24 protein-coding genes are annotated in these 25,598 nt (G+C 55.5%); 12 read left to right on the forward strand and 12 right to left on the reverse strand.

Going from position 1 to position 25,598, the window contains the following annotated elements; all coding sequences use genetic code 11:
• The first annotated feature begins 13 nt into the window (after positions 1–13).
• The 4 genes from J0L72_08395 (at position 14) to J0L72_08410 (ending at position 5,137) form a co-directional block, all read left to right on the forward strand.
• Positions 14–1,501, forward strand: a complete 1,488-nt coding sequence (locus J0L72_08395) for an MFS transporter (GenBank protein ID MBN8690797.1) — start codon at positions 14–16, stop codon at positions 1,499–1,501.
• Between the two features lie 121 nt (positions 1,502–1,622).
• Positions 1,623–2,954 (forward strand): NarK/NasA family nitrate transporter, encoded by a 1,332-nt coding sequence (locus tag J0L72_08400; GenBank protein ID MBN8690798.1) that lies wholly within the window; start codon positions 1,623–1,625, stop codon positions 2,952–2,954.
• A gap of 73 nt (positions 2,955–3,027) precedes the next feature.
• Positions 3,028–4,401: a hypothetical protein gene (locus J0L72_08405; GenBank protein MBN8690799.1), complete on the forward strand. Its 1,374-nt coding sequence runs from the start codon at positions 3,028–3,030 to the stop codon at positions 4,399–4,401.
• Positions 4,385–5,137: a Crp/Fnr family transcriptional regulator gene (locus tag J0L72_08410; protein MBN8690800.1), complete on the forward strand. Its 753-nt coding sequence runs from the start codon at positions 4,385–4,387 to the stop codon at positions 5,135–5,137. Before J0L72_08405 ends, J0L72_08410 begins: the two co-directional genes overlap by 17 nt.
• On the opposite strand, the gene J0L72_08415 is transcribed toward J0L72_08410, so the two are convergent.
• Positions 5,056–5,664, reverse strand: coding sequence for a molybdenum cofactor guanylyltransferase (locus tag J0L72_08415; GenBank protein MBN8690801.1), 609 nt, complete (start codon positions 5,662–5,664; stop codon positions 5,056–5,058). The genes J0L72_08410 and J0L72_08415 overlap by 82 nt on opposite strands.
• Before the next feature lie 10 nt (positions 5,665–5,674).
• On the opposite strand from J0L72_08415, the gene J0L72_08420 reads away from it, so the two are divergent.
• The 7 genes from J0L72_08420 (at position 5,675) to cadA (J0L72_08450) (ending at position 15,820) form a co-directional block, all read left to right on the forward strand.
• Positions 5,675–5,995 (forward strand): carboxymuconolactone decarboxylase family protein, encoded by a 321-nt coding sequence (locus tag J0L72_08420; GenBank protein ID MBN8690802.1) that lies wholly within the window; start codon positions 5,675–5,677, stop codon positions 5,993–5,995.
• Positions 5,992–7,032 carry an MFS transporter gene (locus J0L72_08425; protein ID MBN8690803.1) on the forward strand — a complete coding sequence of 347 codons (1,041 nt, stop codon included), beginning with the start codon at positions 5,992–5,994 and terminating at the stop codon, positions 7,030–7,032. The genes J0L72_08420 and J0L72_08425 overlap by 4 nt, the downstream gene beginning before the upstream one ends.
• A 335-nt stretch (positions 7,033–7,367) precedes the next feature.
• Positions 7,368–7,823 (forward strand): hypothetical protein, encoded by a 456-nt coding sequence (locus tag J0L72_08430; protein MBN8690804.1) that lies wholly within the window; start codon positions 7,368–7,370, stop codon positions 7,821–7,823.
• Between the two features lie 44 nt (positions 7,824–7,867).
• Positions 7,868–9,064 carry a TolC family protein gene (locus J0L72_08435; protein MBN8690805.1) on the forward strand — a complete coding sequence of 399 codons (1,197 nt, stop codon included), beginning with the start codon at positions 7,868–7,870 and terminating at the stop codon, positions 9,062–9,064.
• The gene (locus tag J0L72_08440) at positions 9,061–10,635 is read left to right on the forward strand and encodes an efflux RND transporter periplasmic adaptor subunit (protein ID MBN8690806.1); all 1,575 of its coding nucleotides are present in this window, start codon (positions 9,061–9,063) and stop codon (positions 10,633–10,635) included. Before J0L72_08435 ends, J0L72_08440 begins: the two co-directional genes overlap by 4 nt.
• Positions 10,635–13,736: an efflux RND transporter permease subunit gene (locus J0L72_08445; protein MBN8690807.1), complete on the forward strand. Its 3,102-nt coding sequence runs from the start codon at positions 10,635–10,637 to the stop codon at positions 13,734–13,736. Before J0L72_08440 ends, J0L72_08445 begins: the two co-directional genes overlap by 1 nt.
• Complete coding sequence (cadA, locus tag J0L72_08450; protein ID MBN8690808.1) at positions 13,736–15,820, forward strand: cadmium-translocating P-type ATPase; 2,085 nt, start codon at positions 13,736–13,738, stop codon at positions 15,818–15,820. The genes J0L72_08445 and cadA (J0L72_08450) overlap by 1 nt, the downstream gene beginning before the upstream one ends.
• Before the next feature lie 574 nt (positions 15,821–16,394).
• Here the strand turns inward: cadA (J0L72_08450) and cadA (J0L72_08455) are convergent.
• From cadA (J0L72_08455) to J0L72_08480, 6 genes are read right to left on the reverse strand one after another with little or no spacing between them, the layout of a single operon-like run.
• Positions 16,395–18,644, reverse strand: coding sequence for a cadmium-translocating P-type ATPase (cadA, locus tag J0L72_08455; GenBank protein MBN8690809.1), 2,250 nt, complete (start codon positions 18,642–18,644; stop codon positions 16,395–16,397).
• Positions 18,641–18,832, reverse strand: coding sequence for a heavy-metal-associated domain-containing protein (locus J0L72_08460; protein ID MBN8690810.1), 192 nt, complete (start codon positions 18,830–18,832; stop codon positions 18,641–18,643). Before J0L72_08460 ends, cadA (J0L72_08455) begins: the two co-directional genes overlap by 4 nt.
• A gap of 23 nt (positions 18,833–18,855) precedes the next feature.
• On the reverse strand, positions 18,856–19,149 hold the full coding sequence (locus J0L72_08465) for a metal-sensitive transcriptional regulator (protein MBN8690811.1): 294 nt from the start codon (positions 19,147–19,149) through the stop codon (positions 18,856–18,858).
• A gap of 49 nt (positions 19,150–19,198) precedes the next feature.
• Positions 19,199–19,963, reverse strand: coding sequence for a hypothetical protein (locus tag J0L72_08470; protein MBN8690812.1), 765 nt, complete (start codon positions 19,961–19,963; stop codon positions 19,199–19,201).
• Positions 19,960–21,501 carry a hypothetical protein gene (locus tag J0L72_08475; GenBank protein MBN8690813.1) on the reverse strand — a complete coding sequence of 514 codons (1,542 nt, stop codon included), beginning with the start codon at positions 21,499–21,501 and terminating at the stop codon, positions 19,960–19,962. The genes J0L72_08470 and J0L72_08475 overlap by 4 nt, the downstream gene beginning before the upstream one ends.
• A 43-nt stretch (positions 21,502–21,544) precedes the next feature.
• The gene (locus tag J0L72_08480) at positions 21,545–22,027 is read right to left on the reverse strand and encodes a hypothetical protein (protein ID MBN8690814.1); all 483 of its coding nucleotides are present in this window, start codon (positions 22,025–22,027) and stop codon (positions 21,545–21,547) included.
• A 79-nt stretch (positions 22,028–22,106) separates the two neighbouring features.
• On the opposite strand from J0L72_08480, the gene J0L72_08485 reads away from it, so the two are divergent.
• Entirely contained in the window at positions 22,107–22,457 is a 351-nt protein-coding gene (locus J0L72_08485; GenBank protein MBN8690815.1) for a hypothetical protein, read from the forward strand.
• Here J0L72_08485 and J0L72_08490 read toward each other — a convergent pair.
• From J0L72_08490 to J0L72_08510, 5 genes are all read right to left on the reverse strand, one after another.
• Complete coding sequence (locus J0L72_08490; GenBank protein ID MBN8690816.1) at positions 22,436–22,843, reverse strand: antibiotic biosynthesis monooxygenase; 408 nt, start codon at positions 22,841–22,843, stop codon at positions 22,436–22,438. The two genes, J0L72_08485 and J0L72_08490, sit on opposite strands and share 22 nt — an antisense overlap.
• Positions 22,844–22,848: 5 nt before the next feature.
• A complete protein-coding gene (locus tag J0L72_08495) occupies positions 22,849–23,514 on the reverse strand; it encodes a hypothetical protein (protein MBN8690817.1) in 666 nt (221 codons plus the stop codon).
• A 209-nt stretch (positions 23,515–23,723) separates the two neighbouring features.
• Positions 23,724–24,374: a DUF305 domain-containing protein gene (locus J0L72_08500; protein ID MBN8690818.1), complete on the reverse strand. Its 651-nt coding sequence runs from the start codon at positions 24,372–24,374 to the stop codon at positions 23,724–23,726.
• A complete protein-coding gene (locus J0L72_08505) occupies positions 24,371–24,796 on the reverse strand; it encodes a cupredoxin domain-containing protein (GenBank protein MBN8690819.1) in 426 nt (141 codons plus the stop codon). The genes J0L72_08500 and J0L72_08505 overlap by 4 nt, the downstream gene beginning before the upstream one ends.
• A 2-nt stretch (positions 24,797–24,798) precedes the next feature.
• Positions 24,799–25,584, reverse strand: coding sequence for a DUF2231 domain-containing protein (locus J0L72_08510; protein ID MBN8690820.1), 786 nt, complete (start codon positions 25,582–25,584; stop codon positions 24,799–24,801).
• Positions 25,585–25,598: the final 14 nt, after the last annotated feature.

The raw sequence follows: 25,598 nt of genomic DNA on the forward strand, positions 1-25,598 counted from the left end.
CCATAACAGAGTCATGCCTGATCGAGCCATTGCCAACCGCATGCTCATTCTCAACACCATCGCCTTCACGGTGTGCTTTGCCGTCTGGACGATGTACGGTGTGCTGGGCGCATTTTTGGTCGATAAGCAGATCATTCCGATCTCCAAAGAGCAGCTCGGTTGGCTCCTTGGTGTCCCCATTCTCACCGGGTCGATCATGCGGTTGCCGGTCGGGCTACTCACGGACCGTTTTGGGGGCAAGCCGGTCTACATTGGCGTGATGCTCCTTGCGACCGCCGGAGTTGCATCCGTGAGTTTCGCAACTACGTTCGCCCATCTCGTGATCTCGGGGCTCATTTTTGGGATGAGCGGCGCGGCTTTCGCGGTCGGCATCGCCTACACTTCCGTGTTTTTTCCCAAGGAAAAGCAAGGAACTGCGCTCGGGATCTTTGGAGTTGGAAACGCGGGCTCGGCGTTAACCACCCTGCTTGCTCCCCTCGCGTTGCAAAGACTTACTCAAGAGGGCAACGAATTGGAAGGGTGGCGCACTTTGCCTCTGATCTATGCGGCATGCCTTTTTGGAATGACGATCCTGTTTGCGCTCTTTACGAAGAATCGGGTTACGGAAGGAGCGAGCCAAAAAACGCTCCGCACCATGCTTGCCCCTCTCAAGTCGGTTCGAGTTTGGCGATTCGGTGCGTACTACTTTCTTGTGTTTGGGGCGTTCGTTGCCCTGGCTCAGTGGCTTGTACCTTACTACCTCAACGTCTACGGAATGAGCCTCGCGATGGCAGGCCTGATGGCGAGCATCTTTAGCCTTCCGAGCGGCTTAGTTCGTGCCCTTGGAGGGTGGATGAGCGATAGGTTCGGGGCCCGAGCCACGATGTACTGGGTGCTGGCGAGTTGCGTGGTCTTGTTCGCGCTGGTCGTCGCGCCGCGCATGGACATCATGTCCCCAGGGGAAGGAGTTCTGGCGGACCGAGCCGGAACCGTGACTCAGGTCGGTCAAGATCGGATTCAAATTGATGATCAGTCGTATGCTTTGAAGACGGCCCGTGGCTCGACCCAAACCCTGTCGAGCAAGGGTTCGAGCCTTTCTGAGGGCACGATCATCCTCCCCAGAAGTCAGTCATGGCAGGCGCCGGTGGTGCAGGTGGGCCAAAAAGTTAAGAAGCGCGAGCTACTTGCCCGCGGTGTGACTCACGTTTACTTTCAGGCCAACGTGTGGGTGTTTACAATTATCGTTTTCTTGGCGGGAATCATGATGGGGATCGGGAAAGCCGCCGTGTATCGCCACATCCCCGACTATTTTCCGAATGACGTCGGCGTCGTGGGTGGAATCGTTGGGGTCATTGGCGGGCTCGGCGGATTTGTGTGCCCGATTCTGTTTGGCTACCTGCTAAAACTGACCGGACTCTGGACCTCTTGCTGGCTGCTCCTGGCCCTTATTAGTGTTGTTTGTCTGGTTTGGATGCACGTCACGATCCTTAAGATGGCAAAGCAGGCTCCGGCGACTGAGTAGAGCAGCGCGTTCACCAGAGCCCCAGGACTATGATGCTTGGGCCATTTGGACTTCTATGACGGGCATCATAACGCGCCGTGAGCGGATCATCGACAATGAGGAAAGACAAAGAGTCCGACCCATGAAGACAGAGAACGACACTCAGATAGTTCAAGAATGGCAACCTAACGATCCTGCCTTTTGGGAGTCAACCGCGAAGCCAATCGCCTGGCGGACGTTGTGGATCACTACGTTCTGCCTTCTTCTGAGCTTCTCCACCTGGTTCATGGTGAGCGCACTGGTCGTGAAGCTCTCCGGGATCGGATTCAAATTCACGCCCCAAGAACTGTTCTGGCTGACCGCCATGCCCGGCCTCGCGGCTGGAACTTTGCGCATAGTCCACACTTTTCTCATCCCGATTTTTGGCACACGGAAAACGGTAAGTATCTCGACGTTGCTCTTGGCGATCCCTTGTGTGGGCTGGGGGTATGCAGTCATGAACCCTCAAACTCCGCTCTCAACCTTTTTGGTTCTGGCGTTTCTCGCGGGTTTGGGTGGGGGCAACTTCAGCTCATTTATGCCGAGCACATCCTTGTTCTTCCCAAAATCCAAACTGGGTACAGCACTCGGGATTCAAGCGGGAATCGGCAATTTTGGCGTGAGTGTTGCGCAGTTCCTCATCCCCGCCATTCTCGGGATCGCCCTGGTGGGTAGTTCGCAAACTTTAACCAACCCAAAGACCGGGGCGACCAGCAACATCTATCTTCAGAACGGGGCACTGATTTGGGTGCCTCTTGTGCTCTTAGGTGCTGTGGTCGCTTGGTTTGGGCTTCGGGACGTGCCGGTTCAGGCCAGCTTTAGGGAGCAACTCGATATTTTCAAGGAAAAGCACACGTGGGTCATGACCTCACTCTACATCATGACCTTCGGGTCGTTTAGTGGCCTAGCAGCTGCTTTTCCGTTAATGATCAAGCAACTTTACGGCGGATTCGATGGCGCACCGGATCCACTGGCTTTTGCATTTCTGGGGCCGCTGGTTGGGGCAGGAGTCCGTGCTGCCGCAGGGCCAGTCGCAGACAAAGTTGGCGGGGCAAAGGTGACGATGGTCAGCGGGATCGGAATGCTGGCGTGCAGTATTGCAATCCTGCCATTTGCGAATCCAGGCTCAATGGCCAGTTGGAGCGGCTTCCTGTGGCTGATGCTCGGCATCTTTTTCTTTAGCGGCATCGGCAATGCGAGCACATTCAAGCAAATCCCTATGATTTTCCCGCCGCGCCAGGCGGGGGGCGTCATCGGATGGACTTCCGCGATTGCGGCCTATGGGCCGTTCGCATTCAGTCTGATTCTCGGCTCAGTGCTCGGTTCGGGTCGCAATGCGGCCCCGTTCTTCGTAGGCCTTGCCGCATTCTACGTGATCAATATCGGACTGAATTGGTGGTTCTATTCCCGAAAAGGGGCTGAAAAACCCTGCTAAGCCATCTAGTGGACGTTACCGGTATGACAATCATCATGGCGGCGGCCCGACTGAGCCCTCAATAATGAAAACCATGATCAAAGAGCGGCCTTCGTTGACTCTGCTTCCGATGCGTTCGACGATACCCGTCGCCAGGTCGGGCACGGATCGGGCGGAGACCCAGGTGTACCGCCCCTTTTTTGTGAGCGGCATCATCACCGTATTGACGGTGGGTTGTCTGCTCGGGGCGATTGCCTTGATGGGTATCGCTCGGCAAGGAAGCTATACGGCTTCCGCCTGGACCCCCTACGTCTTGGCTCACGCCAACTCGCAGCTCTTTGGGTGGGTCGGCTTCTTTGTGATGGGCTTTGCCATGCAACAGCACGGAACCACGCTCGCCAAGAGCGCGTCGTTTCACAAGATCGCCTGGTGGGCTCTAGGCAGCATGGGAGCCGGTATTACGCTGCGATTCGCAGCCGAACCTCTCGCCCAGCAAGATGCCTCACGCTGGCTTTGGTTAGGACTAGTCTCTGCTAGCATTCAGATCGTTGCTGTGGCGTTGTTCCTTTACAACATCGGAGCTAACCGATACCGGAAGGGGGAACCTCTCACGTGGCCAACAGCGTTCGTATTTGCCTCCTTGGGGTGCTTGCTCTTGGTCTCCCTAGCCGAGCCAGTAGCATTTGCGCTTAGTCACCAGCCGAGTCGAGAGGCTTCGATTGCCTTTGTCGCCCAATGGTTCACGCCTCTTCGGGAACTGCAATTTTTGGGCTTTGTGGCGATGATGATTTTCGGTGTCGCGGCGAGCAAGTTCCCCGGATGTCTTGGTTTCCGAGCCGCTGATTCAGGTTGGGGCCTTGCCGCATTCGGACTCTGGTCGAGTGGGCTGATCGCCCGGGTGGTGGGTTGGAACGTGTATTTTCAGTCCGGGCTCATGCCGGGCACAGATTTGTGGTTTCGGCTCGGCGGCGTTCTGTTGGCTCTGGGGGCGGGGGCGATGACACTTTCTTTGGGTGTCTTCAGCCCCGTGCGCCATGCGAATCCAAGTCAGAAGTTCATCCGCTCTGCTTTTGCCTGGTTGCTGATTGCCGGCGCGCTTCTGATCCTAGAGCCCTTGCATTTGCGGGCGATAGGCGCTCCGTTTTCGCACGCCTACACCGGCGCGATCCGCCATGCGGTGACGGTGGGATTCATTTCACAAATGATCGTAGCGGTGGGCTACCACTTGGTCACGAAAATGCTGATGCTCGATGAGCGAAAGGTTCCCGCCCTATGGAGTGTCTTTGTTCTGCTGAACGTGGGCAATGCGGCACGGGTCGGTTTGGAAATCATCACGGACGTGAATCGCTCTGCCTTCGCCCCAATGGGCTGGACCGGTTTCGTGGAATTGCTCGGTCTCGGCATTTGGGCTACGGTCATGCTCAGATTCTTGCTCCGAAGGAGCCAGACCTATGCGACAAGCTGCTGATACGATTCGAACCATTCTGGATGGCTGCGGCCTGGGCCATGGCAGTAATCCTGCGAGCCTGGACCGCCTCCAAGCCGCCAGCGAGTTGAGAACATTTGACGAAGGGGCCTACCTCTGGCGTCGTTCGGCTCCAGCAAGATTCTTCTGTGTTCTCGTGTCCGGTTTGGTCAGACTCACTCAAGAGGCGCACTGTGGAAAGCAAGTGGTAGTTGAGCTTCTTGGCCCCAGCGATTGCACCGGCTTGCTCGCGACCCTCGGCAATGTATCTCATCCGTTCTCCTGCTTGGCTCTAACCGATGTTGAGGCCCTGATCGTTGACAGTGATGCCTGGCGGGATGCCACCTTTAATGACCCAGAGCTGCTCCGAAAAGCGACCAGTGCGGCCGTACCGCGTATGTTGGGGGGATACGGGTTTATGGCGGCCATGGCCACTGGCGAAGTGGAAGCTCGATTGGCGCTTGCTTTATTGCGGCTCGATGAGATCAACGCCCGGGATCACGGCCTGGCGACTCCCATCCACCTCACTCGCAAGGCTCTGGCCGAAATCGGGGTCACCACAGTTGAAAGCGCCATCAGGATCACCTCCCGGTGGAACAAAGCAGGAACGATTCTAACGGGCCACAAAAGCCTCACCGTCCTTGACCGGGCCAGTCTCTATTCGACGGCCCACTTGGCCGACTGTAATAAAGTCTTGAGCTCCGACGGCGTATTGACTCCTCTGCACCATTCGGGCTGAACCCCAAGCCGGAGTAAGTCCGATTCGTTGACGATTTCCACGTCCAAGGCCTCCACCCAATCCATGATTCTGGGCGAATCAACAAGGGAGAGCCTCTCCCAGGCATGGCGACAATAAACACCGCACAAAGGTTGCAATCGACCATTGATAGAGGGAATTGCAGCTTCTTTGTCGCCTAGACGGGATTTAAGAGCCCTCGCGACGGCCCCGTCAAAGAGGGGTACATCGCAGGAAAGAACGAAGACAAGATGGCTTGAAGGGCAGAACGCGCGAAGGGCCGCGAGAGGCCCGCGCTCAACCTCGTTATCGGGATGGAAGCAATAGCCATCGAGGGGAGTGCGACCCAGAATAGTGGGTTCCCAACCGGCTTCCCGCAACATTCGTGCTAACCGGACGGCAAGCGGCTCGCTCTCAATCAAGATTGAAGCCTTATCGAAACCCATCCGGCGGCTTGCTCCACCAGTCAACAGGACAGAAGACTGGTCAGCATGATCGATATCATAGTGCGTCACCGCCTGGCCTTCCATACTCTTGACTATGGCACGGTTGCCAAAACGATATGTCCGGTTCTTTGAAGACTTTCCCGAGGTCGGGAAGGCCTACGAGACCTACGGAGAAGCAGTTGCAACCGCAGGACCGCTCGACGAAAAGACCCGATGCCTCATGAAACTCGCGATGTCCTTCGGTGCTCGTCTCGAAGGAGGCGCAAAGAGCCATGCTCACAAGGCCCTCCAAGCTGGGGCAACCGTTGAAGAGTTGCGCCATGTTGCATTGCTCGCCGCGCCGACGTTGGGATTTCCGCACATGATGGCTTGCCTTAGCTGGATTGATGCAGTTCTTGAAGAGGAAAAGCCATGACTAAGAGCCCACCCAAAAATCCACTCCCCATCGCGATCATCGGTGGCTTGATTTCTTCACTCGGTCTCCTCACAGCCGTTTACTTCGGTTCAGGCAAGCTCACTCGCTTCGATTCGCCGCTGGCGGCCTACACGGCAGCAACCATTTTTGCTGCCTTCGCATTTGCCTACCGTTACTTGATGTGGATTCAAAGACCCGCGACCTGGCGTTACTTTGTCGCTTCGTGGAAGCTCTTTATGGAGCCCAAAAAGCTCGTTCGGAACATCTTCAAACTCATCGGTTTGCTGGTCAACAACATAGTCCTTCAGAAGTTCATTGGAAAGCGAAGTACAACTCGGTGGCTCGCCCACATGGGCATGGCGTGGGGTTGTTTGATCGCTTTTGCGATTACTTTTCCGTTGAGCTGGGGTTGGATTCAATTTGGCGTCGCACCGGATGGATACAACTATCAGGTCGAATTCATGAGCATTCCCCAGTTTGCGTTCGACCCGAACAGCATCGTTGGATGGCTCCTCTTTAACGGCCTCAACATCAGCGCGTTTCTCGTCTTGGGAGGCATTGGCCTCGCAATGCATCGCCGCGTTTTCCAGCACGGAGCCCATGCTGTCCAATCCATTGAAAACGACTTGATTCCGCTCGTTCTGCTTTTTGCGGTCTCCATCACGGGCGTGATGATCACGGCGAGCTACAAGCTGATGGGAGGGGCTCACTTTAGCTTCGTCTCGCTGTTACATGCATTCACCGTGATCATCCTGTTGCTTTGGATGCCGTTCGGCAAGCTCTTTCACGTGATCCAGCGCCCGGCTCAGCTTGGGGTTGCGTATTACAAGGAAGCGGGAATTGAGGGCCCTAAGGCGGTATGTATTCGCTCGGGGGATGAGTATCAATCCAAGCTACACCACGATGATTTGGTCGAGGTGATGAAGGAGGTCGGCGTGGACTTCGGCGATCACCAAAATCTGTCACCTGCTGAGAAGCGCAAACTCATCGCCATCAATCAGCTCGCCGCGATGGAGGATCGCTCGTTCGTTGGCTGAGGGAGTAACGCCCTCCACGGTACGGAGGGCGTTAAGCATGCACAACTCTAAGTTCAAATTGGCGGCCCCGGAGGGAATCGAACCCCCGACGCCCTCCTTAGGACTGACATTTTCTAGGTTCAAAGAGGCTGAGGGTTCGTCCGCCGTTGAACCTAATCGACCGTCGTCTTCCACCGCGTTGGAGAGACCTTGGAGAGACCAAAAACTCCGCGTCTCAGCCAGCTTCATTGAACTCTTCGGGAACTCCGAAGAGTTCGCTTTCTCCGCGACTGGCGCGTCCAGTGCTGCAGTGTCCTGGCACTTTTGAAACTTGGTTTACGTCATACTGACGGAACGTGGAAGTTTTCGGCGCGGTGAAATCGGTGGCAGGGCGAGCATTGCTTGCTCTGGTACTTGTGCTGACCCAGTTCCACTTCTGCGAATCAATTTACGTGCGTGACTCTGGCGAAGTTTGCCGAGAGTGCTTGGTCATCGACGATCACGGTGCGGGTGAGGCTGAAATTGATCAGCCACATGGCGACTGCCATGACTGCTGTGAAATTCGAGAATGCGAGACGCCAAAGGCTTTTGAAACTTCCGCGCCCAGCCAGCAGTTTGCGTTCGATTTCGCAATTCTCCCCGAGCCTCTGGCTATGCCGGAGGTCATGGATGGCGGCGTCCCGTGGAAGTCGTTTCCATTTGATAGCGGGGCTCCGGCGACCGGACCACCCCTTGTTCATTTATCCCGCGGGCCCCCTGCTCTCCTTTTCGTTCAGCCGTCTGCTGGACGCAAGGTCGAGTCTTTGGCGTAGCCGCTCGCTCTCTGCTCCAGCCCTGAAACGCATTGGAGCATCCATTGAAGAGAACACTCATCATTCCTGTATTGCTGGCATCAGCATTTTGCCAAGCACAAACTCAAATCTCAGCCACTGACGCCCTCAAACTGGCGTCTCAAAACCGTCCCAGCCTTGCGGCATCTCGACTCGGAGTTGAACAAGCTCGCCTTTCTGCGCGGGCATTGAGCGCACTTCCGCCGCTCAACCTCGCCGCAGGGGCAAGTTCGCGAAGCGAAGTAGGAGCGACAGACCAAGACCTAGCTCTCACTCAAGAAATCGACATCTTTGGCAGAAGACGTGCTTCCGGTCGGGTTGGCGAAGCTGACGTACAGCTTGCTCTCGCCAGATACCGGAAAGAGGCTGGATTACTCCAATCAGAGGTGCTCACCGCGTTTGCCATTGCCGTATCTGCCAGCCACCAGCGGGAAGTTGCAACCGAACTGCTCGAAGTCGCTGAGGGACTCCTCAACGCCACCAAGCGGCGATTTGATGAGGGAAAGGTGGCAGAGCTTCAGGTGACAAGAGCGACAATCGAGTTTGAGCGAGCAAAGCAGACAAGGGAACTCAAAGACGCCGACTACCAAGCTGCGATGACAAGGCTGGCAAGCCTACTCGCTGTTCCTCAAGGCGAACTTAGCGTCGTCCCGGATGCCGCCATAGAGCCCGTCGCGATCCCGAGCATCATGGATCGTCCTGACATTCTAGAAATCAGAGCCGAGGTGGCCAAGGCGTCGGCGGAAGCAGGGTTCGCCAAGGCAACCTCTCGACCTGAGTTTAGCCTTCAAGTCGTTCGGTCACCGTGGTCAAACGACCGAGGCTACTTCGTGGGGAGGGCGCAATTCTCATGGAATCTGTGGGACCACGGCCGAGCACGAAATGAGGTTAGGGCCGCAAACCTCCGGGCTGAAGCAGCAGCCAAGGCACTGTCGGATGCTACCGCACGGGCCGAGCAAGAATTTGCCGCTGTCCAGATCGAGTTAGAGTCTCGACAGGTGCGAATCAAGAGCTACGAGGCGATTCTTGTGTCCGCAAAGGACCTCGTGGTGAAGTCCCAGAAGGGATTTGCGGAGGGATTTGGAACGCAGGTGGACGTTCTTGAAGCGACCAGGGCGCTTCGAGAGGTAGAGCAGGAACTCGTGGAAGCCAGGCAGCAGCTTGCTTTCGCGGTGATCAAGCAGTACGAGGCCTCTGGCTACCTAGTCGAGGTGCTCAAGTGAAGAAGTTCGTACTCTATCTCCTCGCGCTTTTGCTGTTGTCGGGTTGTGGAAGTAAGAGTGAACCTCCCAAGGTTGACGAACACGGTCATGAGGCGGAAGCGGCAAAGACCGACGAGCACGGACACGAAGAGGAGGGGCACTCCGAAAATAAAGTCTCACTGAGCGACGAAGCGAAAGCAATCGCAGGAATCGAAACCACGGCCGTTCGGATGGAGCCGTTCCAGCCGATCCTTCAAGTGCCCGGAACCGTCTCTAGTACTGATAAGGGAAAAGCGGTCGTCACCCCACCAGTTGCGGGAAGAGTTGTCTCGATTTCGGCGCGGCTAGGCGACACCGTGCGTCAGGGCCAAACACTCGCGACCATCGAGTCTCCCGAACTCTCCCAGGCTTGGTCAGCGATTGCCGATGCGACTCGGATTAGAGATGCCGCAAAGTCAGACGTTGAGCAAGCTCGATCTGAAGTTCAGTTGTCGCAGGCAAAACTGAGCGCGGCGAAAACGAACCTTACTCGTCAGCGACAGTTGGCCCAGGCCGGTGCATTCAGCCAAGCTCCCGTCCAGCAGGCGCAGAGCGAATTGAACGATGCACAGAGCGAACTCTTCAGCATTCAGAAGGAACAGGCCAGTCACGCGGAGCAAGTGCGCAGGCTAGAGAATCTCTTTCGCGACGGCATTGTTTCGAAATCGGAACTGGAAGCCGCACGGCTTGAACTTCAGCAGGACCAGATCAAACTGGATCGAGCTAAGGTCCGGATCGAAGCGGCAAAGGCAACCTATGAACGCGAAAAGAACATCGCCGCTCGGGGCCTTCTCAACGCTAAGGAACTTCAATCCGCCGAAGCCGAAGTGAAATCCAGTGAGCTAGAACTCGAGCGAGCAAGGCTCAGAGTTCGGGCAGCGGAGTCTTCGCTTGCGAATGCCAACCGGGCGATCAGCAATGCTCAGGCGGTCTACCGCTCCAATTCTGGAAGCGGTGGAGCGTCGGTGGGCCGAGTATCGTTGGTAGCGCCCATCTCCGGTGTCATCACGCATCTTGATGTCACGAGGGGGCAAGCGGTTGATCGAACCCAAGTGCTTTTGGAAGTCGAGAACCTCCGCTCGGTTTGGGTAACGGCGAATGTTCCTGAGTCAGAAATTGAGAAAGTTCGCAAAGGAGCGATGGCAACACTCTCCGTGGCCTCGCTCCCCAACCGCGAGTTTAAGGCGATCATTCAAGTGGTCGGTACTAGAGTTGACCCGAAAACGCGTTCAATCCCTGTTCAGTGCCTTGTGACCGAATCAAATGGGCTTCTGAAGCCTGATATGTTTGCCAAGGTCTTCATTGGCGTAGGCCAACCAACCACAAAGCTCGTGATCCCGAAATCGGCTCTGGTCATGGAAGGGGGCAAGTCCTTTGTCTTTGCGAAGCATGGCGAAGCCTTCGAAAAGCATGAGGTGGTGCTAGGAGAGCAAGACGGAAGTCGCGTTGTGGTTCTGTCCGGAATTGAGGAAGGCGAGACAATCGCCTCGAAAGGCGCGTTTATCCTGGCCAGCGAGCAGAAGAAATCTGAGCTCAAGGGGCACGAACACTAATGCTTGAACGTGCACTTGAATTCAGTCTGAGGCAACGATTCGTCGTCGTGCTTGGAGCGATCTTGCTTGTCGTTCTCGGCATTCTGGCTTGGCCGCAAGTCAATCTCGATGCCGTCCCCGATATAACGACCAACCAGATTTCGATCAACACCGAAACGGGGGGAATGAGCCCCGAGGAAGTCGAAAAGCTGGTTACCTTTCCAATTGAAACCGCGATGGGAGGGATTCCGGGAGTCGAGCAGGTACGAAGCCTAAGCCAATTCGGTCTCTCCCAAGTCAACGTGGTATTTCGCGATGATAAGGACATCTACTTTGCCCGTCAGCTTGTCTCCGAACGCCTCAATGGGGTGAAGGATGAACTGCCTGACGGTGTGGGTTCGCCAACAATGGGACCGGTTTCAACTGGGCTTGGCGATATCTACATGTATGCGATTGAGAGTCCTGATCGGACACCCGCTCAGCTACGCGAGCTTCAAGACTGGGTCATCGCTCCTCAGCTACGAACCGTTCCTGGAGTAGCCGAAGTGAACGCCACTGATGGCAGTGTGAAGCAATACCAAGTGGTCGTCTCACCCCAAGCGATGCTTGCAAGGAGCGTCTCGGTTGATGACGTGGTTGCCGCGCTTCAGAACAATAACGAAAACGCCGGAGGCGGTCTCCTCGAACGCAACGGCGAGCGAGTACTCATCCGAAGCGTCGGCCTAGCCCAAACCACGTCCGACATCGAGCAGATTGTGGTCAAGTCAGAGGATGGGGTTCCCGTTCTGATCCGCGATGTGGCAAGCGTGGAACTGGGAGTTCCGGTGCTGACCGGGATCTCGACGAAAGACGGCAAGGAGAGCCTTATGGTCATCGTGATGATGCTCAAGGGCGCGAATGGTCAAACCGTTGCCAACGCCGTCAACGAGCGGATCGAGGACATCAAGGGTCAACTCCCGAAAGACGTTACGCTAACAACCACTTACGACCGGGCTGAATTCGTCGGCGATGTCTTGCACACCGTTGAAAAGAGCCTGCTGGAAGGGGCGGCTCTCGTCATCATCGTTCTCGTTGTTCTGCTTGGAAACTTTCGAGGAGCAATCATTGCCGCCATTGCCATCCCGCTCGCCATGCTGTTCGCCGTCCTGGGAATGAAGCAGTTTGGGATCAGTGGCAACCTCATGAGCCTTGGCGCGATTGACTTTGGAATCATTGTCGATGGCGCGGTGATCATGGTTGAAAACTGCGTTCGGAGGCTCTCGGAAGCTCGGGCGATGCTTGGGCGAACGCTCACGAAAGAAGAGCATGCGGCAGTTATTAAGCAGGCGACTTCTGAAGTTCGAAAGGTGACGCAGTTTGGCGAGATGATCATTATCGCCACCTTCATCCCAATTCTCGCGCTCGAAGGCGTGGAGGGCAAGATGTTCAGGCCCATGGCGCTTGTGTTCATTCTGGCGCTGGTCGGCGCGCTCATCCTGTCGCTCACATTGATTCCCACGCTCTGCTCACTCTTCTTGAGCCGAGATACTCAGGAGAAGCATAGTCGGCTTCTGGGGTTCTTCGAGAGGCTCTACGCTCCAACCCTCGCCTTTGCCCTCAAGCGTCGAGCTTGGGTAATTGGAGCAGCTTCGATTCTCTTGGTTGCTTGTGGCTTTCTCTTTACGCGGATCGGGTCGGAGTTTGTACCGAAGCTCGATGAAGGGTCGCTTGTCATTCAGCCGATCCGCGTTCGCACGGTTGACATGGAGCAAACGATCAAACTCGTTACGGCCTATGAGAAGAAGGTTCTGGAGGTGCCCGAGGTGCTGACGGTCGTGACCCGAACTGGAACCCCAGAGATCGCAACCGACCCGATGCCGCTGAGCTTGAGTGATAGCTTCCTCACGCTGAAGCCGAAAGCGCAGTGGCGACCAGGCATGACCAAGGAAAAACTCATCGCTGAGCTTCAATCTAAGATTCAGCAAGTCCCCGGGCAGGGCTACAATTTCAGCCAGCCGATTGAACTCCGGTTTGCAGAGATCGTCTCCGGTGTAAAGGCGGACGTCGGGATCAAGGTGTTCGGCGAGAACCTCGGTGAGCTCAAGGCAAAAGCCGACGAGATCTCAGCCCTGATGCAAGATATTCCGGGAGCGACTGATATTGAAGTCGAGCAAGTCGATGACGTACCGGTGTTCCAGATCGACATTGACCGGGAGGCCATTGCCCGCCTGGGAATCAGCATCGCGGATATCCAGCACATCGTCTCGGTCGCTCTTGGAGGCGAAGAAGTCGGTCAGATTGTGGAAGGAGATCGTCGGTTTGGTCTTGCGGTGCGACTGCCCGAAGATATCCGCAACGATCCAGAAGCGATCAAGTCACTGCGAGTTGAGACCCCCACGGGCGGCTCTGTGCCTCTATCGAGTTTGGCAACGATAGGCGATAGGGTGGCTCCCGCCCAAATTTCGCGGGAAATGGGCAAGCGGCGAGTCGTCGTTACGCTCAACGTTCGGGGTCGCGACCTTGGCTCGTTCATCGCAGAGGCACAACGCAAGGTGAAGTCCGACCTGAAACTTGATGAAGGGTACTACGTGACCTGGGGTGGGCAGTTTGAGAACCTTCAGCGGGCCTCCCAACGGCTGACGATTGTTGTGCCGGTTGCGCTGGGGCTCATCTTCGTGCTCTTGTTTTCGACCTTTGGGTCAATGAAGCAGGCTGCGTTGATTTTCACTGGCGTGCCGCTCGCGATAACCGGAGGAATCATAGCACTGGCTCTTCGCGGAATGCCTTTTAGCATCACGGCGGGAGTCGGTTTCATTGCTCTGTCGGGCGTTGCGGTTCTCAATGGAGTGGTGATGGTTTCGGCGATCAACCGATTGAGGAGCGAGTCGGGAATGTCGGTCTTGGAAGCCGTGAAAACAGGTGCGTCACAACGATTGCGCCCGGTTCTCATGACCGCGCTCGTAGCTGCGCTTGGGTTTATTCCCATGGCGCTGAACACGGGCATCGGGGCAGAGGTTCAGCGACCGCTTGCAACCGTTGTGATCGGTGGGATTCTCTCGGCGACTCTGTTGACGCTTGTGGTCTTACCCGTCCTTTACACCTGGTTCGAGAAAGACACTGTTTCCGTCCCGGAGGTGTCGTGATGCAAAGCAAGTTTCGTATTGATGCGATGGATTGCCCCACTGAGGAAGGGATTATCAGGAATCGACTTGGCAGGATTCCTGAAGTTCAACAGATTGAGTTCGACTTAATGAATCGAACCCTCACGGTTGATCATTCGTTCGTGAACGAAGACCCAATCCTAAAGGCACTTTCTGAAGTCGGGATGAAGCCGAACAACCAATGTGAAGTTGGTTGCCCACCCAAGCGTCGCGTTACCCATGTAAAGGAAACACTTCTTCTTGGGCTTGCACTCTTTCTTGCCGTAATGAGCGAGATTGTTGCTTGGACGACGGGTCAAGAGAAATCTTGGCTCGTCGTCGGGCTTGCCGCGATGGCGATGGTTCTCGGCGGAAAGGAGACCTTCGCCAAAGGAATCATTGCCGTCAAGACATTCACCCTTAACATCAATTTCCTCATGTGCCTTGCAGTCGTTGGAGCGATGATCATTGGATCGTGGCCTGAGGCTGCCATGGTCACCGTTCTGTTCGCAATCGCCGAGCGAATCGAATCCTACTCCTTGGATCGAGCCAGAAATGCCGTGCGAGCCTTGATGGAACTTGCACCTGAGAAGGCTTGGGTGCAAGATGCGACGGGACAGTGGACTGAGGTTCAGGCCTCTTCGGTTGCCGTAGGTCAACGCGTTCGGGTGAAGCCGGGCGAACGGATACCATTTGACGGAGAAGTCGTACTTGGGCAAAGCGCGGTTAATCAGGCTCCAATCACGGGTGAGAGCTTGCCTGTAGACAAGGCTGTGGGAGACCAGCTTTTTGCTGGGACCATTAACGAACAGGGGATTCTTGAGTTCACGGTGACAGGAGATCGAGGAAACACGACTCTCGACCGCGTCATCAAAACGGTGCAGGAAGCGCAAGGGACTCGCGCTCCTACACAGAGGTTCGTTGACAACTTCGCTCGGTATTACACGCCGGTCGTCGTGGTGCTGGCATTGCTTGTTGCCGTCGTTCCACTCGCCTTTGGCCAACCGTTCGAGCCGTGGCTCTACAAGGCTCTGGTTTTGCTCGTGATTGCCTGCCCGTGCGCTCTTGTTATCTCGACACCGGTGACAGTTGTCAGTGGATTAGCCTCCGCAGCGAAGCAAGGGATCCTCATCAAAGGTGGAGCCCACCTTGAGTCAGGCCGCACCCTGCGCATGATCGCTTTGGACAAGACGGGGACATTGACGCACGGAAAACCAAAAGTCACAGACTTCGTCATCTTGCACGACTACCCTCAGGAGAAGGCTCTCCAGATCGCGGCGAGTCTGGATCATTTAAGCGGGCATCCAATCGCCAAGTCGATCACCGATCAATGGTCAGGTGCTCTTCTCGATGTCGATGGTTTCGAGTCGATTACGGGTCGGGGGGCGGTCGGCTCAATCGAAGGTGAAACATACATCATTGGTAACCATCGACTTGTGGAAGAGAGAGGGGTGTGCTGTGACCACGTGCACGTCGAACTTGAGCAGTTGCAGTCTGGCGGTAAGACAACCGTGGTTCTTGCCAACTCTAAAGAAGCGCTTGCCATCTTCGGAGTAGCGGACACCATACGACCGGAGAGCGTCGAAGCGATCCAGCAGCTTCACGAACTCGGGGTCAAAGTCGCGATGCTTACGGGGGACAACGCGCAAATGGCGAAAGCAATCGCGGCTCAAGCGGGAATCGACGACGTACGAGCGGAGCTTCTTCCAGACGATAAGATGAGAGTCGTTGAGGAGTTCATCTCTGATTTCAAGGGTGTGGGCATGGTTGGTGATGGCGTCAATGATGCTCCAGCTCTTGCAAGAGCGACGGTCGGATTCGCGATGGGAACTGCGGGAACTGATACTGCTCTCGAAACCGCCGATGTTGCCCTCATGAAGGACGACCTACGCAAACTTCCCAGCTACATCAGTCTCAGTCGAAAGACCGCAAGAGTCCTCTCCCAGAACATTTGCTTCGCGATCGGAATCAAGGTTGTGTTCTTCGCACTTGCGATGACAGGCCATGCGACTCTGTGGATGGCAGTTTTTGCTGACATGGGAGCAAGTCTGCTTGTAGTCGGCAATGGGCTCCGCTTGCTGCGCTGACGAATTGCTAGGTCGGAGACGTGTTCGGTCCGCACGAACAGTCCTGGACCGTCCCACTTGGAGAACTCCGCCTGGACTCGCCCCTTGATTCGACATATTAACGAGACCTTTGCGTCCTTCACCACGGCGGCGACTCGTCAATTAAGAAACACTATTCCTCCGAAAGGAGGCGATGTTGTCACTGCCGTTCTTCCTTGCCACGGCATCATAACAGAGAGCTATAGGGAAAGTAGCTTGTCGCCTCTGAATAGCGCTCAACAGCTGTCAGAGGCGACGCCCTCCGTGGTCGTAGAGAGACCTTTGAGAGACCAAACACCTCCTACCAAACCCTACTCCCACACTTTTAGATTCAAAAACTTGGCGGCCCCGGGGAGATTCGAACTCCCGACTCACTCCTTAGGACTGACATTTTCTAGGTTCAATGACGCTAGGCACTTGTCCGCCGTTGAACCTAAATGACCGCCGTCTTCCGCCGCGTTGGAGAGACCTTGGAGAGACCTGGGGCGAGACCCTCTAGCCATTCTCAATAAGCGAAATCGGTAAAGCTCAGTTCTAACCGCGAACACACGGCAACCTAAGCTGTTCGTCCATCAAAGCTGCGGAGTCTCAATGAGTTTAGGATGACCGAAACGCTGCTGAACGCCATCGCACCAGCTGCCAACATTGGGCTGAGAAGGCCCAGGGCCGCCAGGGGGATCATAACGACGTTGTAGACGAATGCCCAAAACAGGTTCCACTTGATTGTTGAAAGGGTAGCGCGTGCAAGGCGGATAGCCTGCGCGACGCCGCGAAGATCTGATCGAAGAAGGGTTACTCCAGCGGTCTCCATTGCAACATCCGTCCCGTGGCCCATCGCTATACCAAGGTCAGCTTGGGCCAGGGCTGGCGCATCGTTGATTCCGTCTCCCACCATGCCCACGCGGCCTGCGACTTGGTATTTGCGGACGAATTCGGCTTTATCTTGAGGTAGCACCTGAGCTTCCACTCGCTCAACTCCTACTTGATTCGCAACGGCAGCAGCGGCCCTGAGGTTGTCTCCAGTCACCATGACTGGCTCCACACCAATTTGTTTCAGCAGCCGAATAGCCTCAGCACTATAATCTCCAACCACGTCGGAAACGGCGAGCACAGCGTAGTTAACGCCTGTCTGAAGAACAAAAACAGTCTTACCCATAGACTCAAGCTCTTCAAAGGTCTGGCGAACGTCTTCAGGGATCGCTGCCAACTCTGCGACCCATGAGAGTTTGCCGATTACTGCCATCTCCCCGGACAGGGTCCCTTTCACTCCATTACCACGAATCGCTTCGAAGTTTTCAAGCTGAGGGATGGCTAAGGCTAGGTCTTTAGCTTTCTTCACAACCGCTCGTGCAATCGGATGTTCGCTTTGAGACTCCAGCGCAGCTGCAACGGCCAGAGCTTCTTGATCACCCCAGGTTCCGGAAATGACAATGTCGGTGAGGTGAGGTTTGCCTTGTGTTATTGTTCCCGTCTTATCGAGCAAAACCGTTTTGATGCTGCCAGCCCTTTCGAGAGCCTCGCCATCCTTTACAAGGATGCCCAGTTCAGCACCTCTTCCTGTTCCGACCATGAGTGCGGTCGGAGTGGCCAAGCCAAGGGCGCAGGGACAAGCGATAACAAGAACCGCCACGGCAGCCAAGATGCCCGGTTCAACTCCGCGTCCCGATACTGCATAAACAAGGACAGTTAGGACAGCAATTCCAATAACGGTTGGCACAAACACCGACGACACTTTGTCGGCGAGACCCTGTAGTGGGGCCCGAGAGCCTTGAGCTCGCTGCACCATAGACGCAATCTGGGCGAGCATCGTTTCAGAACCAACGTGCGTCGCTCTGAACAAAAATGAACCTTGATCATTCACCGTTCCACCAGTTACAGAGTCTCCAGTCTTCTTACTAACGGGAACCGGCTCACCAGTCACCATTGACTCATCTACGAACGATTCTCCCTCGGTGACGATTCCATCAACCGGAACGCGCTCCCCTGGTCTAACTCGTATGATCATGTCCTGTAGCACCTGCGTGAGCGGCATCTTCTGTTCCGAACCATCTGGATTAACAACGCTTGCCTCCTTTGGTGCGAGGTCCATGAGCTTCCGGATTGAGTCCGACATGCGAGACTTCGCTCTTGCTTCGAGATATCTGCCGAGCAATACAAGCAGAACAATCACAGCTCCGGTTTCATAATAGATGTGCTCGCTCTGCATGTGACTATGGCCCCGGTGTGCAATGAGCGAGTAAGTCGAGTAAATCCAGGCCGCGCCAGTTCCCATCGCGACTAATGTGTCCATGGTCGTATTTCTATGGCGAAGGGCCTTAGCCGCCACAGCGTAAAACTGACGACCGCACCAGAAGATGGCGGGCGTCCCCAGAAGCAGAAGGCCCCAGTTTGCCCACTCTGCTCGGGGATGCCAGAACATAGAAACGAGGACGAGTGGAACCGTGAGTAAGCCGGAAATCCACAGGTTGGCCCGCATCTTCGCAAGTTCTCCCTCTGACTCGACTCGTAGATGTTCTGCGTGTTCGGACGCGGAATGTCCCGCGTGAGGATCATTCTCGACGAGCTTTGCCGTGTACCCGGCCCCCTCCACCGCGTCCAGCAACTGCGTTTTTTCGAGAGCGATGTCATGCCGAACGGTTGCATGGTGAGTCGCAAAGTTGACTACCGCCGATTCGACACCTCCCTTCTTGACCAGCGCGTTTTCGACGCGCCGAACACAGGAGGCACACGTCATGCCCTTGATAGATATCGCAGTTTCTACGATTTGCTCTTGATCGTGGATATGAGCCGGTTGACTGTTATTCATTGCTGCCTTACCTGATAGCCTTGTTCGACAACTGCTTCAATTGCGGCCCGCACTTCGACTCCACTAACTTCGACTTCGCCCGATTGCAGGTTGACGCTGACATCAGTTGCGCCTGGAATCGATTCGAGTGCCTCGCGCACGTGGCGGACGCAGTTTTGGCAAGTCATTCCTTCAACGATTAGTTTCATTTGGGTTTATACTCCTTGGGGTATTAGGTTTTCACGAGACGCTTCAACACGTCTTCTAGCTCTTCGAAAAGCTCTTGTTCTGACATCGTGCGCGCTGTCGCATGGGCATGCACGCTATCTCGGTTCGCGATGCAGTGGCGAATGTGCTGGGTAGCTACTGCCGCTGAAACTTGATTCAAAGCGGCAGAAACTGCGCTGACCTGAGCGATCACGTCGCAGCAATAAGCGTCTTCGGAGAGGAGTTTTCGCAAACCGCGGACTTGCCCTTCTATGCGGGCAAGCCTGCGGTCAATGCGGGATCGGCTTTCTTCGTTCATGAACCTACACTATCTTATACCCCTATGGGTATCAAGTAGTTCCCGAATCCTAGAATCCTACTGAATAGCCGATAGCGAAGCGCACCGAAGACTTCGCTCGCCCTTTGGTTTCGAAGACATCCGACTCGATGCCAAAGTCCAGAACTGACCTCACTCCTACTTGCTGTCGGATCCCTAAGCCTACGCTTCCAACCCAGTCGCGCGAACGATCCCGAGACTGTTCCATGGAGAACTGAGCTACTAGCGTGCGGTCAAACTGCGTGGGATAGCCAAGGGGCTTGGTGTACCCGACAGTGATTCCTGCTGTTGTCTGACGCTCATCCATGATGCGAGCGGTCGAGGTCATCACGTCCAGGTTGAGATGGATTTTGTCGTACTGACCAACCGTTTTGGTGAGAATTCCGCGAGCGCGGACTTCCACTCCCTTTGAACCTGTGCCAGTGGGTAGGCCCACATCGAGTCGATATGCAAGTGCAGGCTGATCATCTATCTCTCTACGTAACCCGTTGAAGTACGATAACTCGACGTTTCCGAAGTCACCTCGACGATTGCTTGTCGAGTAGCTAGGTTCAAAGCCAATACCAATGTCTTGGTTTTTTGCAAAACCGTATTTGTACTCCGTCTTTAGACCGTACTTTGGGCTGGACCGTCTGAAGGTATCAAGTGTGAACCCTGTTTCGAAGGCTCTTTCTCGGTAAGCGATAGAGTAAGCATCGTCAAATCTCAGCGGTCGTCCTGAATCCACGTTGTTATGGTCAACCGCTAAAACCACACTCGCGAGGAGGCCTGTCGCAATGACGGATATGAGTCTCACCGGCTTCCTCCCGTGGTCGGCTCAGGACGGTATGGGTTAGGTCGGTCAATCTTTCTGTATGTGTCTGGCGTGCCCCGGTTGATTTGAGCCCACGCATCTAAAGAGAGCGGCTTCGATTGGGCGAGATCAGGATTTTCTCTGACAAACTGGTCAAAGGCCGATTTTGATGTAAACGCTCTTGACCATGCACTGCATTCTGGATGCTCCCCGAACTCCTCAAGGAACACAACTCCCGGAATGTTGCTTGTTAGAATTCCTTCCTCGTCTGAGATTAGAACAAGGATTCGTGACGGATCCTCCGTTGCGGCTCGAATGATTGCTCGTCCAGGAGTTTCTGCCGCCATGTCACGAGCACACATGAGGCATCGAACGAGCATAGTCCACCCGTCTGCAGTGACGGTGGCCCCCCACATCGGCCCATCGGGCAAAGGAATCGAACAATGTGCACAAACACTCATGTCCATCCATCCCATCCCCGACATATACATCACATCGTCTTCCATCCCCCTCATAAACCCCATACCTGGGGTGCTGGTTGGGTGTCGATGATCATGTAGGGAACCTGGTACATCTTCGCCCGAGCCCGGTTCGTGTCCTTTGTGCGTTGAAGAGAGCACGCGATATATCGCAATCTTCACCTGTTCTTGTCTCTGCTTTTCGGTCAGTTCCTCTGCCGCCAAAATGTCATTGACGTTGTCGTGAAGCATGTGCAGGTTATCGAATGCGTTAGCGATCATGGGGAAACGCTTTGAGAACCGTGGGCTCATTTCAGCCGTCATCGGCATGAAGTCCCGCATCCGGTAGAGTTCGGTGGTTCGATACTGCGATCCTAGAACGCTATACTGAGCCGCTTGATCCTGCACCGGGACACGAAAGAGCATGTCGTAGTTTACGGTCTGGAGCCAGTGGTATCCCCAGAACAGTCCGTTAACCTTTGGATAGTTACTCCGAAAGCGACCAGAGAATGGAAATGAGTCAAGGTACTCCATGTTCATGGGCAGCCCCGTGATGGCATAGGGTTGCGCCGAGTAAAAGCTCCATAAACGCTCGATTTCCGCCTCTTTCTGAGCATCGCTCCAACCCGGATGCATCAAGACATCGATGGTTTGGAAGTGTAGTATGTGGGCCCAATCAAAGACTTTTTCGAGGTACCCGTACTTTCTGACAAATGTCGGAGATAGAGCCGCTTCATCGACTGGTATTCGAGGTGGTTTCTGGAGGACTCGGTCAATCGTTTCAAACACCTTCGTCTCAAGCTGTGCCTTCCGACCTGTAACTAGAGCCTCGTACGCCATCGCGTGGCCAACTCCCGTTCCGTACATGTCTTGGGCAAACGGTGGAATGCGTTCAATTGCCCAGTTGTATGGGGCAGCTTTGTAGAAAAGATGATCCGCGCCGGGGGAACTGATCCATCGGGGCAAATCTGAGGGCATGGTCGGTAGAGTTCCTGAACGTGTAGGCTGGTGACCGCCATGGTCTTGTGCGACAGCCATCGTGACCGATGTCAGTGCGACGAAAAGTAGAAGTGTGTTTCGCATATAAGTCTCCTGGAAGAGAGGGCCAAAAGTGGCCCTCCAATTGCTAGTTCTTCGCCACCTCCGCGAGGAATTGGTCGAGGGTCAGGGCCTTTGCGCCTTCCGATGGGTTCTTCTTGATGTAAGCATCGAAGGCCGCCTTGCTACTGAATGCTCGAGAAAGAGCGGCGCAATCCTTGTGCTTCTTGAATGTGTTCAAAAACACTGCGCCTTCTGGCGCACTCCATTTACCACCCGTCCTCTTGAGAATGACGGGTGCCCCCACTTTCTCACTTGGCGAGTAGACCACGAGGTCGCCCTTGTACCGCTTCTGATCCTTAATGACGCAATAGAGGCATCGGTACTCGATTCGCTTGTTGCCGACCTTAACGACGACTTCGTTGTCTTGCTCCTTCGTGTTTTGCACGAGTTTGAGCTTGCAGTAGGGGCAATCGGCTTCGTGAGCCGACGCGATGGAGGTCATGCCCATCGCGCCGACCACGGCGAGAAGAGCGAGGGATTTCGAGAGGGTGTTGAGGATGTTTTTCATTTGATTTTCCTTTTGGTTCTGGCGGCGAGCCGCTTCACGCTATGTTCAACAAAGGTGAAGGGCCCGCCACGTTGTTTGTGTGTCTTTCGACCTAAGCGACCACCCCCGAGAGGGACTTGGCGCAGGCGCGGCAAGCTTCGGCGCAAGCCACACAATGGGCATTGTCCTGATGACGCTCGCATTCTTCGGCGCAGGCCTTGCAGGTTTCCGCGCAGGCTTCGCAAAGAAGGTGGGAGCCGTTCTTCATCTCGGCGGAGCAGCGGTCGCATTCGTCGCGGCACTCCTCGCAGAGCGACGTACACGCTTCCATGCCGGGCATGTCGCGGCAGGCGTCTGCGCAAGTTTGACAGTGCGAAGCGCAAGCCTCGCAGGATTCGATGATGTTCTTATGGTCGTGCATAGTTTTGTTTACTCCGCGATGATCGCGTAGGTCTTGAAATCACTGGTCATGGGCGGCTCCTCGCCGCGCTGCTTGTACGCCCGAAGGTCTTCGAAGGCGCGTTTATGGCCTTCGTGAAACTGCGGGGAGCCCACCCAGGCTTTGAAGCTGTCTTCGTCCGTCCAAAAGCTCACGACCAAATACGGCTCGTTAACTTCGGTACAGCGCAACACCTTCATGCCGAGGAATCCGGGCATGTTGTCGATCATGCGAGCGCGGCTGCAGAAGAGGCATTCGAAGCGCTCCTTGTAGTCCGGCTTGCACGCAATGTAGTTGATCGCGACGAATCCCGCACGCGCGGCCGATTCGGCATCGATGCCGGTTTGCGCGCGGGCTTCCGCGATAGGGCAGGTCATAGGTTCTTTGTTTTCGTTCATGGTGGCTATCCAGGGATCGTCGCGGAAATCGTCTCGCTGATGGGGCCGGCCTCTCCTTTCGAGTTGGCCCATCGCAAGACAAAGTGGGCGGTTTGGTTGGCATCTTCGCCGTCGAACTGAGCCGTGTAGGGCGATCGTGTGTCGAGGGCGAGGAACGTGCATTCGCTCAGATCGGTCGGCGCGACGCCGCCGATCTTGACCCAAACTTCGCAGCCGAAGACTCCGGCGGGCTTGGCCCGGTTTGTGGGCGAAAGCTCGTCCACGAAGGCGACCGTGATGCGAAGGCGCTGAGAAGTATTGGCCGAACCGACTGGCCTCGATGTCGGGACGCCAATCGGGCTACGAGTTTTGTCGCGAACCGGAATGCCAAGGGCTTCCCGCTCTGGGTCGCTGACCGATGCGCTGGCTTGCAGGCGGTTTACGAGGGCGCGAATCGCGGCTTCATAGGCCAGTCGGTTGGCGTCCTTGAGCTGCCGGGCAGCCTGGGCCGCCGCCTGCGTGGTGATATGGGCCGAATAGCTGCTGGTCCAAGCGGTCTGCGCCGTCACAAGCGGAGCGAGATCGCCAGCAACCAGGCCAAGGCCAGCCAAGTTCGCATTGGCGTACGTCACTAGGTTGGTCTGCCACGAGTTGAACTGGGCATCCGATGCGGGTAAATAATCGTCAGGCATATTTTTTCTTCCTCCGATATCGCTGGCTTCTCCAACGATGTCCGGGACTGGATCAATAAAGTCGCGGCTCATAAGCTCAACCTCGTTACTCCAATCTTCAACCTCGTTGGTTGAGCTAGCGATGTAAGCGAGCGGCCCCTTGAACTCACTGAGTGGATCAATGAGGCTGCGGGGGAACACAGCGAATCTTGAGGCCGCACGGTCATGGTTTAGACGCCACCTCCCCAGTGGCCGCAAGGGATTACACCTTGTTGTCCCCTCTGCTGCAATGATGTGCGAATCAGTCTGTTCGTCATACGGAATCTCGTTGTCGAGCGGAGAGCTTGCATCTCTCCGATTTCACGGGCTTGGTCCGAGATGACGGCTTCCGCATTCGCCTTCATGTCCGTCCGGGACAGGTTGTCGAGGGCACGCTCGGCGATGGAGATCGCTTCGCTGTGGTGCCCGATCATGGACTTCAGGAACATCATGTCAAGCTCACTGCCCGACATGGCTTCCATGTCCATCATCATCTTGTCGAGGTACGGATCGTTCGGCGAGGCGGGGATCACGTCGCTGCCAGTGAGCGTTTGTCGCACACTCTTTAGTGCCGTGATCTCTGGACCTTGAGCATCTTTAATTGCCTGCGCGATTGCGCGTATCTGGGTGTCTGAACCACGATCAAGCACCATCTGCGCCATGTCGATAGCCATCAGGTGGTGCGGCACCATTGCGTCGATGTACTGCACGTCGCTCTTGGCGATGAAAGGGACGGTGTACGCGTTTGCTCCCAAACCGAGTCCGCCCCCGCTGCCACCGCAACCGATCATTCCGACTCCAAGCACCGTCGCGGCGAGCCCAGCAAGGATCAATCCTTTCATTTCACCACCACCTTGCCGCGGATCATGTCCATGGAGCAGGCGAACTTGATTTCGCCAGCGGATTGGGGGGTGAACGTGAATGTCACGGTTCCACCTTCCTTGACGGTTTTCGTTTGCTTGAGCGACTTGAATTCAATCGTCGAGCCGCAGCCCATGTTTTTGCCGCCCTTAAAGGTCAGAATGACTTTCTTTCCCTTCTTGACTTGAATCGTCGCTGGCGAATACTTGCCATCCTGGACGGTGACAGTCGCTTTCTGAACGTCTTTTGTTTGCTGAGCTACTTGCGTCTTGGCCGGGCTTGATTCGCCTTGCCCACAACATCCGCCTGAGTGACCCGAGGATTGGAAGGCGAGGGCTGAAGCCGCCAAAGAGAGAAGGGCGATTGCCGCCATCGTTGTCGAGTTAATGAGTTTGTGTTTCATGTTTAGTTTCCGTAGACCAGTTGGCCTCCAAAGTGCCCCGCCAGAGCGACCGCGAGAGCGGCCACTAAAAGGAGAGCGAAGTACGTCTTGCTCTGGATTTCGCCCTTGCGTCTCCAGAGGGTTGTTGAGATCATGAGTGCCGTTGCAGTTGCTGCAAAGAGTGCATGACTAAGTGCTGGGCCCGTCCACTGGTAGCCGCTTCGCAGAAGGGCAGCCACTCCCGTAGGAATTGCAACAGCCGTGCTGATTGTTCCCAGGAGCAGGCCCCACCATCCGGTCGTTCGCAACCCGCTGTCTTTCTTCCGTGCTCCGATCAAGTCGAACGCAACTCCAAAGAGAAAGAGTGCTATGGGGAAGTGAATGACAACAGGATGAAGCGAGTGCTTTGGAATAACTTGATCCAAGCCGACACTGATACGGGCATCGGTTTGGGTCTCCTTTCGTGAACGCGACTCAGCCGGATGGTCGCCTGGATCACCTGGAAGCGTGTCCAAACGAACCTCCTCACCATTCGACCATCCATCCTGGTCTGAATCGATACTGGCTAAGCGAGTCCAAATCTCGGCGTCTACTCCTGCTCGTTCAGACGACTTGATTGCGCTTCTTACATCTCTGCCAAATGGATTGTGCAAAGGCACATCCGTATGGCAAGTCATGCATTCAGCTTTGAGCAGTTTGGAACTCGGCTTCAGTTCAGCAACGCGATGCAACCGTTCCATCTCCTCTGGAGTTGCCACGCTAATGGCAACCCCTAGCACGAGGCAAAGACTCGAAACAATTCGTTTCATTGACCCGCGCCCTT

Source organism: Armatimonadota bacterium (assembly GCA_017303935.1).
GTDB lineage: Bacteria > Armatimonadota > Fimbriimonadia > Fimbriimonadales > Fimbriimonadaceae > JAFLBD01.

What these genes read in the sequence shown, in the direction of transcription:
- J0L72_08395 (MBN8690797.1), top strand. Translation starts at nt 14, where the DNA reads ATGCCTGATCGAGCCATTGCCAACCGCATGCTCATTCTCAACACCATC.
- J0L72_08400 (MBN8690798.1), top strand. Translation starts at nt 1,623, where the DNA reads ATGAAGACAGAGAACGACACTCAGATAGTTCAAGAATGGCAACCTAAC.
- J0L72_08405 (MBN8690799.1), top strand. Translation starts at nt 3,028, where the DNA reads ATGATCAAAGAGCGGCCTTCGTTGACTCTGCTTCCGATGCGTTCGACG.
- J0L72_08410 (MBN8690800.1), top strand. Translation starts at nt 4,385, where the DNA reads ATGCGACAAGCTGCTGATACGATTCGAACCATTCTGGATGGCTGCGGC.
- J0L72_08415 (MBN8690801.1), bottom strand. Translation starts at nt 5,664, where the DNA reads ATGGAAGGCCAGGCGGTGACGCACTATGATATCGATCATGCTGACCAG.
- J0L72_08420 (MBN8690802.1), top strand. Translation starts at nt 5,675, where the DNA reads ATGGCACGGTTGCCAAAACGATATGTCCGGTTCTTTGAAGACTTTCCC.
- J0L72_08425 (MBN8690803.1), top strand. Translation starts at nt 5,992, where the DNA reads ATGACTAAGAGCCCACCCAAAAATCCACTCCCCATCGCGATCATCGGT.
- J0L72_08445 (MBN8690807.1), top strand. Translation starts at nt 10,635, where the DNA reads ATGCTTGAACGTGCACTTGAATTCAGTCTGAGGCAACGATTCGTCGTC.
- cadA (MBN8690808.1), top strand. Translation starts at nt 13,736, where the DNA reads ATGCAAAGCAAGTTTCGTATTGATGCGATGGATTGCCCCACTGAGGAA.
- cadA (MBN8690809.1), bottom strand. Translation starts at nt 18,644, where the DNA reads ATGAATAACAGTCAACCGGCTCATATCCACGATCAAGAGCAAATCGTA.
- J0L72_08460 (MBN8690810.1), bottom strand. Translation starts at nt 18,832, where the DNA reads ATGAAACTAATCGTTGAAGGAATGACTTGCCAAAACTGCGTCCGCCAC.
- J0L72_08465 (MBN8690811.1), bottom strand. Translation starts at nt 19,149, where the DNA reads ATGAACGAAGAAAGCCGATCCCGCATTGACCGCAGGCTTGCCCGCATA.
- J0L72_08475 (MBN8690813.1), bottom strand. Translation starts at nt 21,501, where the DNA reads ATGCGAAACACACTTCTACTTTTCGTCGCACTGACATCGGTCACGATG.
- J0L72_08480 (MBN8690814.1), bottom strand. Translation starts at nt 22,027, where the DNA reads ATGAAAAACATCCTCAACACCCTCTCGAAATCCCTCGCTCTTCTCGCC.
- J0L72_08490 (MBN8690816.1), bottom strand. Translation starts at nt 22,843, where the DNA reads ATGAACGAAAACAAAGAACCTATGACCTGCCCTATCGCGGAAGCCCGC.
- J0L72_08495 (MBN8690817.1), bottom strand. Translation starts at nt 23,514, where the DNA reads ATGCCTGACGATTATTTACCCGCATCGGATGCCCAGTTCAACTCGTGG.
- J0L72_08500 (MBN8690818.1), bottom strand. Translation starts at nt 24,374, where the DNA reads ATGAAAGGATTGATCCTTGCTGGGCTCGCCGCGACGGTGCTTGGAGTC.
- J0L72_08505 (MBN8690819.1), bottom strand. Translation starts at nt 24,796, where the DNA reads ATGAAACACAAACTCATTAACTCGACAACGATGGCGGCAATCGCCCTT.
- J0L72_08510 (MBN8690820.1), bottom strand. Translation starts at nt 25,584, where the DNA reads ATGAAACGAATTGTTTCGAGTCTTTGCCTCGTGCTAGGGGTTGCCATT.